Annotated in this window: 11 protein-coding genes; 3 read left to right on the forward strand and 8 right to left on the reverse strand. The window is 64.9% G+C overall.

Annotated elements, in window-relative coordinates; translation table 11 throughout:
* Positions 1 to 224: 224 nt before the first annotated feature.
* The gene (locus CXQ90_RS00880) at positions 225 to 1,463 is read left to right on the forward strand and encodes a TerC family protein (RefSeq protein ID WP_104136256.1); all 1,239 of its coding nucleotides are present in this window, start codon (positions 225 to 227) and stop codon (positions 1,461 to 1,463) included.
* A gap of 45 nt (positions 1,464 to 1,508) precedes the next feature.
* Here the strand turns inward: CXQ90_RS00880 and CXQ90_RS00885 are convergent, their stop codons facing one another.
* On the reverse strand, positions 1,509 to 2,327 hold the full coding sequence (locus tag CXQ90_RS00885; protein ID WP_104136257.1) for a universal stress protein: 819 nt from the start codon (positions 2,325 to 2,327) through the stop codon (positions 1,509 to 1,511).
* A 359-nt stretch (positions 2,328 to 2,686) separates the two neighbouring features.
* Positions 2,687 to 3,526, reverse strand: coding sequence for a sulfurtransferase (locus CXQ90_RS00890; RefSeq protein ID WP_104136259.1), 840 nt, complete (start codon positions 3,524 to 3,526; stop codon positions 2,687 to 2,689).
* 119 nt (positions 3,527 to 3,645) lie between these two features.
* Here CXQ90_RS00890 and CXQ90_RS00895 point away from each other — a divergent pair, with 119 nt between their 5' ends.
* Positions 3,646 to 4,728 (forward strand): PLP-dependent cysteine synthase family protein, encoded by a 1,083-nt coding sequence (locus CXQ90_RS00895; RefSeq protein ID WP_104136260.1) that lies wholly within the window; start codon positions 3,646 to 3,648, stop codon positions 4,726 to 4,728.
* Here CXQ90_RS00895 and CXQ90_RS00900 read toward each other — a convergent pair.
* Positions 4,725 to 5,381, reverse strand: coding sequence for an MBL fold metallo-hydrolase (locus CXQ90_RS00900; RefSeq protein WP_104136262.1), 657 nt, complete (start codon positions 5,379 to 5,381; stop codon positions 4,725 to 4,727). The genes CXQ90_RS00895 and CXQ90_RS00900 overlap by 4 nt on opposite strands.
* A 95-nt stretch (positions 5,382 to 5,476) precedes the next feature.
* Between CXQ90_RS00900 and CXQ90_RS00905 the strand changes: the two genes are divergently transcribed.
* Positions 5,477 to 5,977 carry a Fur family transcriptional regulator gene (locus CXQ90_RS00905; RefSeq protein ID WP_104136264.1) on the forward strand — a complete coding sequence of 167 codons (501 nt, stop codon included), beginning with the start codon at positions 5,477 to 5,479 and terminating at the stop codon, positions 5,975 to 5,977.
* On the opposite strand, the gene CXQ90_RS00910 is transcribed toward CXQ90_RS00905, so the two are convergent.
* The 5 genes from CXQ90_RS00910 to CXQ90_RS00930 all read right to left on the reverse strand — a co-directional run bounded on the left by CXQ90_RS00910 (position 5,961) and on the right by CXQ90_RS00930 (position 11,285).
* Positions 5,961 to 6,836: a metal ABC transporter permease gene (locus tag CXQ90_RS00910; protein ID WP_104136265.1), complete on the reverse strand. Its 876-nt coding sequence runs from the start codon at positions 6,834 to 6,836 to the stop codon at positions 5,961 to 5,963. The two genes, CXQ90_RS00905 and CXQ90_RS00910, sit on opposite strands and share 17 nt — an antisense overlap.
* Positions 6,836 to 7,651 (reverse strand): metal ABC transporter ATP-binding protein, encoded by an 816-nt coding sequence (locus tag CXQ90_RS00915; protein WP_181038384.1) that lies wholly within the window; start codon positions 7,649 to 7,651, stop codon positions 6,836 to 6,838. The genes CXQ90_RS00910 and CXQ90_RS00915 overlap by 1 nt, the downstream gene beginning before the upstream one ends.
* A complete protein-coding gene (locus tag CXQ90_RS00920; RefSeq protein WP_104136267.1) occupies positions 7,648 to 8,610 on the reverse strand; it encodes a metal ABC transporter solute-binding protein, Zn/Mn family in 963 nt (320 codons plus the stop codon). Before CXQ90_RS00920 ends, CXQ90_RS00915 begins: the two co-directional genes overlap by 4 nt.
* Positions 8,611 to 8,748: 138 nt before the next feature.
* A complete protein-coding gene (locus CXQ90_RS00925; RefSeq protein ID WP_104136269.1) occupies positions 8,749 to 9,819 on the reverse strand; it encodes a hemolysin family protein in 1,071 nt (356 codons plus the stop codon).
* Positions 9,816 to 11,285 (reverse strand): hemolysin family protein, encoded by a 1,470-nt coding sequence (locus CXQ90_RS00930; RefSeq protein ID WP_258064263.1) that lies wholly within the window; start codon positions 11,283 to 11,285, stop codon positions 9,816 to 9,818. Before CXQ90_RS00930 ends, CXQ90_RS00925 begins: the two co-directional genes overlap by 4 nt.
* Positions 11,286 to 11,699 lie beyond the last annotated feature (414 nt).

The raw sequence follows: 11,699 nt of genomic DNA on the forward strand, positions 1-11,699 counted from the left end.
TCTCTCGTGATGCTCTGCGGCCGCCGTAGCTCATCGCCATGGCAATGAGCTACGGCGCGGTTCGTACGTACGGGAGGGCTGCGCGCTCACGGAGGCAACAGACAGCGTTTATGTGGCCTTCTGTGGGCATTCGGGCGTAGCCTGACCGCAAGGCAGGAAGCGGGCGCAGCCCCCTTGCGCGCCTCGTCCTGCCGTGCCTTCATCGGCTACTGGAAGCGGGAGTGATGGACGTTCCTGTCCTTGTATGGGTGCTGACCATCGCGGGAATCGTTGCGATGCTGGTCTTTGACTTCTTTTTCCACGTCCGTCGTGCGCACGTTCCAAGGCTAAAGGAAGCGGCCATCTGGTCCTCAGCCTATGTAGGGGTCGCGCTGTGCTTCGGGCTCGGCATTGTCGCCTTCGGAGGGGCAACGTCCGGTGCCGAATACTTCGCCGGCTTCATCACTGAGAAGGCCCTGTCGGTGGACAACCTGTTCGTCTTCCTGGTGATCATGACCAGCTTCGGGGTGCCCCGCGAAGACCAGCAAAAAGTGCTGCTGTTTGGCATAGCGTTCGCACTAATCGCACGCACGGTCTTCATCCTCCTCGGCGCTGCGCTCATCACCACCTTCGCCTGGGTTTTCTACTTCTTCGGGCTCATCCTGCTGATCACTGCAGGGAATATGCTCAGACCCGAGGGCACCGACGAAAGATCTGCCGATAACATCATGATCCGGATAGCCCAACGGCTATTTCACACCACCGACTACTACGACCGTGACAAGCTGTTCACCGTCCAGGAGGGCAAACGGGCTCTGACGCCCATGCTGCTCGTGATGGTTGCCATCGCCGGCACAGACATTCTCTTCGCCTTGGACTCGATCCCGGCGATCTTTGGCCTGACCCAGGACGTCTTTATCGTCTTCACTGCCAACGCATTCGCACTGCTTGGCCTTCGCCAGCTGTACTTCCTGATCGACGGTCTCCTGAACCGCCTGATCTTCCTCTCCTACGGTCTGGCGCTGATCCTAGGATTCATCAGCGTGAAACTCATGCTCCACGCCCTGCACGAAAACTCCGTGCCATTTATCAACGACGGCAATCCCGTACCGGTAGTCGAGTTCGGTACAAGGCTTTCGCTGACCGTCATCATCACGGTGCTCGGCGTCACTGTTCTCGTGTCCCTGCTCAGTTCCCGCGGTAAGGCTCAGGCGGTCATCTCCGCCGCCCGCCGCGATGCAGTCAATTACCTGAACCCTGATTACACCGCGGATATCGGGGAACGGAACCGGATCTTCGGAAAGCTACTCGAGGAAGAACAACAAATCCAAAGCTTCGGGCCCAGGCACCGCCACCAGGCAAAGGACGAGAAGGAACTGCTGGACCTGCTCGCCCAGGCCCACCAAAAACATGATGAGAAAGCCCCACGCCAAGACCCTCCTGTGGAGGATCGCTCCGACCCTCCACAGGAGGGCATTGGTTGAATCAGGCGGGCCCCACCCGGAATCCGGGCGAGGCCGCACGCCTTGTTATCTGGCTATCATGACGTTGCAATGTGCGTGGGTCAGAACTGTGGCCAGGGTCCCCGAATGGCCTTCACGCCTGTGAGCTCCCAACACCAGCAGTTCGGCATCTGCTCCCGCGTCGACCAGTGCAGTATGCACGGAGCGGCCGGGGAGCAGTTCCTCCGTCACAGCCAGGTCAGGGGCGAGATCCTGCACCCAGAGCAGGGCATTGCGCAGCACGTCGCGGTTGTGCGACGGCGAGGGTGTGTGCCGCTTCCAGGCCGGCGCGGACGGATCAACATGGACGATCCGCAACGTCGTCTGCAGGGTTTGCGCCACACGGACTGACTGCTCGAGGACCTTGCTGCTCCGCAGGTGGCCGTCGACACAGGCGACCACCGGTTTCCCTTCCCCACGTTGAGCCCGAACCACCACGAGGGGGCAGGGACACGCCCCGGTGAGGTCAACGGAAACGGAGCCAACCAGTTTTCCGAGGAAGCCGCCCAGCCCGCGGTTACCGACCACGAGCAGGTCCGCATCAGCGGATTCCTGACGCAGAACGTCAGCGGGCAGGCCCGCAGCCATCCCCGGTTCGATTTCCAATCCGGCCGAAATCCCGCGGGCGAGTTCCACGCCCTCGGAAAGAATTTCCTCGGCCGCGTGCCGCAGCCCGCTGTCGGCGACGCCCTTCACCGGTCCTACGTCATGAGTGAACAGCGGCCAGATCCAGGCATGGATGACGCGCACCATCGCCTGCGATGCAATGGCATATTCCACGGCCCAGCGCAGGGCTAGCTTGGACGGGTCCGAGCCGTCATAACCGACTGCCACTTTGATGCCCATGGTTACCGCCACCTGACTGCCGATGCCAGCTCACGCGAACGCCGCTTGAGGGGCTCTGTCGCGATGGCTGGCCCTACTTGAATTAAATCAGGAACCGGGGCCAAGCGAAATCGTCCGGACCGTAACTCGTGGACAACAGCAGTGCGAGGCCCTCTCCGGATGGACGAAGACCTTCACGTACCCGCGCCTCTCCGCCGCGATCGGGGACAGGCTGGGGGTCGAAGCGATCGTGAAGTTTGCTACCGCGGATCCCTCACCGGACGACTGTGAACCGCTCGAGTACTACCAGGGCATCTGCCACCTTCACATCGAACCTGTTGCGACGATGGTTGAAAACCGCCCGTTGCCGCCGGCACGGGTCACCCGGGCGCTGCGCCCGTCGCCACCGGCCGGGACGCATCATTGGACCACTCGGAGAAGGATCCGGGGAAAAGCGCCGCGGTGATGCCAGCGATTTCCAGTGCCGCGATCTCATGGGCGGCCGTCACGCCGCTGCCGCAGTACGCCGCCGTCGGCGTCGCCGCATTGACCCCAAGGCGGGCGAAGCGGAGCCGGAGTTCCTCGGCCGGCAGGAAGCGGCCGCCGTCGTCAAGGTTCCCGGTGGTGGGAGCGCTGACGGCCCCGGGGATGTGGCCCGCCCGCGGGTCAACCGGCTCTATCTCGCCGCGATACCGCTCGCCGGCGCGCGCGTCCAGCAGCACGCCGTAGGCAGCCCATTCGGCGGCTTTCGCGGCGTCGATCACCGGCATGCCGCCGTCGGTGATCGTCACGTCGCCCGGAGCAGACTGCTCGAGGCCCTCCTTGAGCGGCAACCCGGCCCCCCGCCAGGCGGCCAGGCCGCCGTCGAGCAGGTAAACACTGCCGAAGCCCGCATTGCGGAGCATCCACCACAGGCGGGCGGCCGACGTGCTGCCGGCATCGTCGTAAGCGACCACGACGTCGCCTTCGCAGATTCCCCAGCCCCGTGCGGCCTCCTGCAGCTTTTCGGTCGGCGGCAACGGATGCCGTCCCCGGGCGGGATCCGCGGGTTCCGCCAGTTCGGTGGGGAGGTCCACGTACACCGCTCCCGGAATGTGTTCCCTGAGGTAGTGGGCGCGGCCGTCGGGGTCCCCGAGAGCCCAGCGGACATCCAGCAGAACGGTGCGCTGTCCGGACGTGATCCGGGCATTCAGCGCGGATACATCCATGAGGGTAGCCATTAAAGTCTCCTTTGGCGTGGAACAACCGGGGCCGGCAGATCCAACTCTAACGCCGGACAACTCCGGTGCCGGGACAACTTCGGCCCCGAGCGCGGCCCCTGCACCGGTAGGCTGATTCGGTGAACATTGCAGGCAACAGGAGCAGGGCATGGGCCGACGAAGCCGTCCGCAAGATCAACGCGGAAAACAACCGTTCGGCGGACACCCACCTGTATTCCGTGCCGCTGCCGGAGCACTGGGGTGTCCAGCTTTACCTCAAGGACGAATCCACGCACCGCTCGGGAAGCCTGAAGCACCGGCTGGCCCGGTCCCTGTTCCTGTTTGGCCTGGTGAACGGCTGGATCACGGAGGGCACCACCCTCGTGGAGGCCTCCAGCGGCAGCACGGCGGTGTCCGAAGCCTACTTCGCGCAGCTGCTCGGACTTCCCTTCATCGCGGTCATGACGCGGACCACCAGCCCCGAAAAGATCGCGCTGATCGAACATTTCGGCGGCGCCTGCCTGCTGGTGGACCATGCCTCGGAGGTCTATGCGGCTGCCGCGGACGTGGCGGCGACGAGCAAGGGCCACTACATGGACCAGTTCACCTACGCCGAGCGCGCCACGGACTGGCGGGGCAACAACAACATTGCCGAGTCCATCTTCCAGCAGCTGGCTCTCGAGGAGCACACGGTTCCGCGGTGGATCGTGGTGGGCGCGGGGACGGGCGGGACGAGCGCCACGATCGGACGGTACCTCCGCTATCACCGCCATGACACGTCGCTGGCTGTGGTGGACCCGGAGAATTCAGCTTTCTATCCCGGCTGGCGCAGCGGTTCGGCCGGCTTCAGCACGGGCCTTCCCTCCCGGATCGAGGGAATTGGCAGGCCGCGCATGGAGCCAAGCTTCGTGCCCGCCGTGATCGACCACATGATCCAGGTGCCGGACGCCGCCTCCGTCGCGGCCATGCGGCACCTGCATTCCTTGGCAGGCCTGCATGCCGGGCCGTCCACGGGCACCAACCTGTGGGGTGTCTGGCAGCTGATCGCGCGGATGGTCGCCGAGGGGCAGCGGGGCAGTGTCGTGTCGCTGATGTGCGACGGCGGAGACCGCTATGCGGGCAGCTACTACAGCCCCGCGTGGCTGGCGGCGCAGGGACTGGATCCCGAGCCGCATGAGGACACCATCAGCGCGTTCTTCGAGACGGGCACCTGGAGCCCTTAGACGTCCACGGATTCACGGCTGGAGAGGTGCGCGAACTCGGTGCCATACCTGGCGCCCAGCCGCTTGACGTGACCCTCAACCAGGTCCAGGCCAGTGCCGTTGAGCAGTCCGTCGTGGATAGGGTATGCCCGCGGCGCGCGGACCCCGATGACAAAGTCCACCACCTCGCTCACCTTGTTCCAGGGAGCGTGGACCGGCACCAGCAGGGTGCGCACGCTGATGCCGTCAGGAATGATGAACGAGTCGCCGGGGTGGTACACGTTCTCGTCCACGAGGTAGCCGATGTTGGCCACCACCGGAACGTGCGGGTGAATCAGTGCGTGCTGGCCGCCGAAGCTGCGGATGGCGAATCCGGCGGCGTCGAACGACGTTCCCGGCTTCACGGCATGCACCCGCGACGCGGCGCCGGGCGCCTCCGTGCGGAGGTTCTGCGCCACGCCCTCCGGCGCGAAGAGCTGCAGCTCCGCGTTGCCCGCCAGCGCGGACGCCACGGCCGCAACGTCGATGTGGTCCGGGTGCTCGTGCGTGATGAGGACAGCGTGCGCACCGTCGAGCGCTTCGGCGGACTCCGAGAACGTCCCGGGATCCAGCACCAGGACCCGCCCGTCCCGTTCCAGCCGGACGCACGCATGCGTGAATTTTGTCAGCTTCATGCCGCCAGCCTAGGGATCCCCCCGATCAGTGTCCACGGAGCTCCGGCTGGTAATCTTGTACATTGCCAATATCCCTTAGCGAAGCGAGTCCATTCATGCCACACGGCGCCAGCGCTGACGGCAGGCAGCTGACCCCTTCGGCGGCAGCTGGCGGCAAAGAGCAGCGTGTCACCAAGCAGCGGCTGGCCGTGAGCGCCGCACTTGACGACCTTGATGACTTCGTCAGCACCCAGGAGCTGTACCGGATACTCCAGAACAAGGGCGTGTCTGTCTCCCTGGCCACGGCCTACCGGATTCTGCAGTCACTGGCCGATGAGGGGCTGGTGGACGTTCTGCGGAACGGGGACGGCGAGGCCGTGTACCGCCGGTGCGCAGTGACGGGGCACCATCACCACCTGCTGTGCCGGAACTGCGGCAAGGCAGTCGAAGTGGAGGCTCCCGCCGTCGAAACCTGGGCCGCGCGGACCGCGCAGGAGCACGGGTTCACCGAAGTGGCTCACACGGTGGAGATTTATGGCCTGTGCCCCGATTGCTCGGCGCGCAAGGCGGGCGCCGCGTCCGGTGCGGATTCAGGCAGCACTACGCGGTCCGCATAACCCTGCCGTTGAGCCCGCGCTTGGCTCGGACGCTTCCGATCACCCTGCACGCCACGTAGATCAGGAAGGACAGCGTGGTCACGTAGGGGCTGATGGGGATGCGGCCGCCGAGGGCCAGGAGGATGCCGCCCACTGTGGCCACCACGGCGAACACCACGCTCAGGAGCACCACCAGGCGGGGTGACGACGTCAGCCGCAGGGCAGCCGCCGCAGGAGTGATCAGCAGGGCAAGAACAAGCAGCGCGCCAACTATCTGTATCGACAAAGCCACGCTGACGCCCAGCAGCACCATGAAGGCCAGCGCCAGCGCCCGCACCGGGACGCCGCGCGCCTCGGCGAGTTCGGGGTCGACGCTTGCGAAGCTCAGCGGCCGCCAGATTGCGCAGAGCGCAGCCATGACCACCACCGCGGTACCGGCAAGGACCTGCAGCTGCACCGTGTCCACGGAGACGATCTGCCCGGTCAGGAGGCCGAACTTGTTGGCCGCGCGGCCCTCATAAAGGGACAGGAACAGGATGCCGAGGCCCAGACCGAACGGCATGATCACGCCGATGATGGAATTCTTGTCCCTGGCCCGCACCCCCATGAGGCCCAGCAGGAGCGCGGCGGCCACCGAGCCGATCAGCGAACCGAACACGACGTCGGCCCCGATGAGGAGCGCGAAGGCTGCCCCGGCAAAGGAAAGCTCGGAGATGCCGTGGACGGCGAATGCGAGGTCGCGCTTCATCACGAACGTGCCCACGAGGCCGCCGAGCAGGCCCAACACGGCTCCGGCCCACAGCGAGTTCTGTACCAGGACCAGCAGTTCACCGTAGTTTTCGAAGTTGAACACCGATTGCAGGATGCCTTCCGGATCCATCAGACACCCTCCCCGGCGGCAGCATGTGCCTCGTCGTGATGATGGGTGGTGGCGTCCGGGAGTCCGACGACGACGATCCGGCCGTTCGCGTGGATCACTTCCACGTGGCTGTCGTAAAGCTCGGACAGGACGTCGGTGGTCATCACCTCGTGCGGAGTGCCCACACTGAAACGGCCTCCGGCCAGGTACAGGACCCTGTCGACGTAGTCGATGATCGGATTGATCTCGTGGGTCACGAAGACCACGGCGCTCTTTTGCTCGTGGCATTGCTTGTTGATGAGGGCGCTGACCGCCTGCTGGTGGTGCAGGTCCAGAGACAACAGCGGCTCGTCACAGAGCAGCACCTTGGGGTCCGTCGCCAGGGCCTGGGCGATGCGCAGCCGTTGCTGCTCCCCGCCCGACAGCTGCCCGACCGGCACCTTGGCGTAGTCGCTGGCCCCGACAAGGTCCAGCAGCTCGTCAATCCTGCGGTTGGCCTTGGCGTTCCGCACCCGGATGCCCCAGCGGTGGCCGTCAACGCCGAGGCCCACGAGGTCCCGCGCCCGCATCGGGGTATCAGGGAGGAAGGGCTTCTGCTGCGGGATGTAGCCGATCATCCGGCTGCCCCGTTCTACGGGATGGCCTCCGAGTGTTGCGCTCCCGGAGTGCAGTTCCTGCAGGCCCAAAAGCACTTTGAGGAAGCTGGTCTTACCGCTGCCGTTGGGTCCAAGAACCGCAAAGAATTCCCCGGGCTTGATGTCGAGGTCCAGGTCTTCCCAGAGCGCCCGCTTGCCAAACTTGAGGGATGCTTTGCGCAGGCTGATGACTGGGGTCAATTCTTGGTCTCCAGGGCTTTGCTGATGTTCCCCACATTGTCCGCCATCCACTGCAGGTACGTCTTGCCCTCGGGCAAAGTCTCGCTGAAATTCACGACGGGCGTGCCAGCGGCAGCGGCCGCATTCTTCAGCGCCTCGGTCTGCGGGCCGTCGGTCTGCTCATTGTAGGCGAGCATTCTGGTCTCAGGCGATGCTGCCAGCGCAGTGGCAGCTTTCAGGACGGCCGGCGACACGTCGGTCCCCTCTTCGATGGCGGCGGTGTACTCGGCCGGAGTGCGGTTATCGAGTCCGGCGGCCTCGAGCAGGTAGAGCGGTACGGGTTCAGTGACGGCGACACGGGACCCTGCGTGCGCCTTTTTGATGGCGGCGAGCTTGCCTTCGAGTTCCGTCAGTCCTGACTTGAAGGAAGCGGCATTGGCCTTGAACTCAGCAGCCGAACCGGGGTCGATCGTTCCCAGCTTCACGGCCACCGCGTCGGCAACCCGGGACATGGCCTGCGGGCTGTACCACACGTGTTCATTGAACTCGCCATGGTCATGGCTGTGGCCGCTTTCGGCCGTCGCGGATGGTGTGCTGTCACTTGCGGGGACCAGCCCCGACACTTCCGCGGCACTGACGATGCTGTCATGCGGGATGTTGTTGTCGTCGGCCATCGTGTGGATGAAGTCGTCGTAGCCGCCGCCGTTTTCCACCACCAGCTTGGCCTTGGAGATGACCAGCCTGTCCTGGGCTGTGGCCTCATAGGAGTGGGGGTCCTGGCTGGTCCGGGAAATGATGGCGGTGACGTTTACTTTGTCGCCGCCGATGGATTCAACGATTTCGCCGTACACGTTGGTCGAGGTGACAACGGGGATGCCGTTGCCGGCAGTCGGTGCGGAAATCTCCGGCGTCGTTCCGCAGGCCGTGAGCAGCAGGCCGAGACCGGCAATGGCGGCGGTGATGGATGTACGGACGGTCATGCGCACGGAGAAAACCTCAGTTCTGGGAATAGCATTTTCGGGATCAGCAACCCTACCGAGTGTATCGCTAAATAGGAATGATTCCTATTTAGAACTGCGGCCGGGGGACTCTGTCCCCCGACCGCCCCATGAGCCCTGTTAGTCGCCGTTGGGCTCGCCGAGCCGGCGGATCCCCTTGGCCTGCGTGGCATCGCGGATTTCGCCCACCAGCTGTTCGATCACGTCCTCAAGGAACAGCACGCCTTCCGTCTGGCCATGGGGTCCGATCACGCGTGCCAGGTGGGAGCCGGTGCGCTGCATGACGGACATCGCATCTTCTATCTCGTCGCCGCGTGCGAGGTTGGCCAGCGACCGGATCCGGCTTTCGGCAATGGCGTGCCCGTAGCCCGATTCGGGAATCGCAAGCACGTCCTTGATGTGCAGGTAGCCGGCGAGCATGCCGTCGTCGTCCACCATCGGGAACCGGGAGAACCCGGTCCGGCTCACGGCCTTTTCGAACTCCAGCGGGGTCGCGGAGGTCCTCAGCATGACGAGCCGCTCCAGCGGAACCATGACATCGGCGGCCGTGTGCTCCGAAAACTCGAGCGCGCCGGTGATGAGGCCCGCATCATCATCCACCAGCCCGTGCCGGGTGGACTCCTGCACGATGGACTGGACCTCTTCGAGGGTAAAGGAGGAGTTGACCTCGTCCTTCGGCTCGATCCGCATGAGCTTGAGGATGTGGTTCGCGGACCAGTTCAGTGCGACGATCACCGGGTTCACGATGCGCGCGACGAACATCAGGGGCGGAGCCAGAAGCAGGGCCGCCTTGTCCGCCACCGACACGGAGATGTTCTTTGGCACCATCTCCCCGAACGTCACGTGCAGGAACGTGACCACCATCAGCGCCACCACGAACGCGGCGACGTCGGCAATTTCCATGGGCACTCCGAGTGCCGCCAGAGGAACAGCCAGCAGGTGGTGAATTGCCGGTTCGGCAACCAGCAGGATCAACAGGGAACAGACCGTGATGCCCAGCTGCGCGCAGGCCAGCATCAACGAGACGTTCTCCATGGCCCGCAGGGTGGTTTGCGCGCGCAGGGAGCCGGAGTCAGCCAGCGGCTCGATCTGGCTCCGGCGTGCGGACATGACCGCAAACTCGGCCGCGACGAAGAAAGCGTTGCCGATGAGCAGCAGCACCAGCCAGAGAAGTCCGACCCAGTCGCTCATGCCGCGCCCCCGTTCGTGGCCGACGCGTCCTTGGAGGAGACGTTCCTCGACGAACCGTTCCGGGACGCGCCCTTCCGGACGGATCCCTTCCGCGACGAACCGTTCCTGTAGGAGCCGTTCCTTGCGGAGGGCATCTCTGCGGCAGGCTCACTTGCGGAGCCGTCGCCGGGTTCGCGGTCCGGCTTGAAGCAGATCCGGTCGATGCGGCGGCCGTCCATCCGGGTGACGTTCAGCGTGCCGCCGCCAACCTGGACAGTGTCCCCCACCGAGGCGATGCGCCCGAGCTCGCTCATGACGTAACCGCCAACCGTTTCATAGGCGGCCTCGTCGGGGACACTGAGTCCGGGAATCTGTTCGGACAGTTCATCCGGCCGCAGCAGGCCCGGGAAATACCAGTCACCCGAGGCACTCTGCAGCAGGCCGGGCCGGACCTTGTCGTGTTCGTCTGCCACTTCGCCCACGATTTCCTCGACGAGGTCCTCCAGCGTGGCAATCCCGGCAGTTCCGCCGTATTCGTCCAGCACCACAGCGAGCTGCATGTTGCCTTCCCGAAGTTCGGCCAGCAGGGCATCGAGGTGGATGGTTTCCGGCACCCGCAGAACATCGGTCATGATGGCGCCCGCCTCCAGCTTGGACCGCCGCTTCGACGGCACGGCAATGGCCTTCTTCACGTGCACCAGCCCGCGGATGTCGTCAGTGGATTCGCCGATCACGGGGAAACGCGAGTAGCCGGTGCGGCGCGCGGCGTCGAGGATGTCCGACACAGGCTGGTGTGCGTTGATGGCCTCGACCCGGATGCGCGGGGTCATCACATCGGCAGCCGAACGTCCGGAGAAGTTCAGGGTCCGGGCGACGAAGTTTGCGGTCCCGACGTCCAGGGTTCCCATGGCTGCGGACCTGCGCACGAGGGACGCAAGCTCGGCGGGCGTCCGGGCTCCCGAGATTTCTTCTTTCGCCTCGAGTCCGAAGACGTTGAGCACCTTGTTCGAAAAACCGTTCAGCAGGATGATGGCCGGCTTGAAGATGGCGGTGAACATCAGCTGGGGCCGCGCGAGGGCGCGGCCGATGCGGAACGACAGGGCGATCGCCATGTTCTTGGGAACCAGCTCGCCGAGCAGCATGGAGAGCAGGGTGGCAATCACCATGGCGAGCACCAGGGAAACAGATCCGGCCATCGCTTCGGGAAGGCCGAGCAGGGCCAGCGGCGCTTCCAGCAGCGCGCCCACCGACGGTTCCATGACATAGCCGGTGAGCAGGGTTGTCATGGTGATGCCCAGTTGGCAGCTGGAGAGCTGGGTGGAGAGCGACTTGAGGCACTTGAGCAGCGGGACTGCGGCGGTGTCGCCGTCATCCACAGCGCGCTGCACTGTGGGCTGGTCGAGCGCAATAAGGGAAAATTCGACGGCGACGAAAAAGCCGGTGCCGAGGATCAGCAGGAACCCGGCCGCGAGAAGAAGCCACTCCATTTAGCGGCCTGCCGTGATGCTGCCGGGCCGGCGCGGGCCGCGGGCCGAAGAGGGAATGCCGGCGTAACTGCCAGGCGGAGGATGGTCGGCCGGAGCCGCATCCACGGAAGTCCCGGCGAGGTGAAGCGGCGGACATTGGCGGGAACGTGAACGGGGATTGCCGGCTCTGCGGGTGGGCTGTACGGCGCTGATTCTGCTCCGCTGACAGCCCCCAGGCCGGCACCTAGATTTACTGTCCATAAGAATTGCAGTCTACAGGAGCAGCGGCGCCCGCGGTGGTGCACTTGGCGCGCCCGGGCGCTGCGTAACGCGTGCGGTTCCCGCAAAAAAACGCCCGCCCGGCAAGACCGGCGGGCCGGCGCCGGAGGTCATTGATTCCCGGATTTAAGCCACTCTCAAGCCACAATTCGGCGA

Origin of the sequence: Arthrobacter sp. ZGTC131, assembly GCF_002929275.1 — a bacterium.
In the GTDB taxonomy this organism is placed as follows: Bacteria; Actinomycetota; Actinomycetes; order Actinomycetales; family Micrococcaceae; genus Arthrobacter.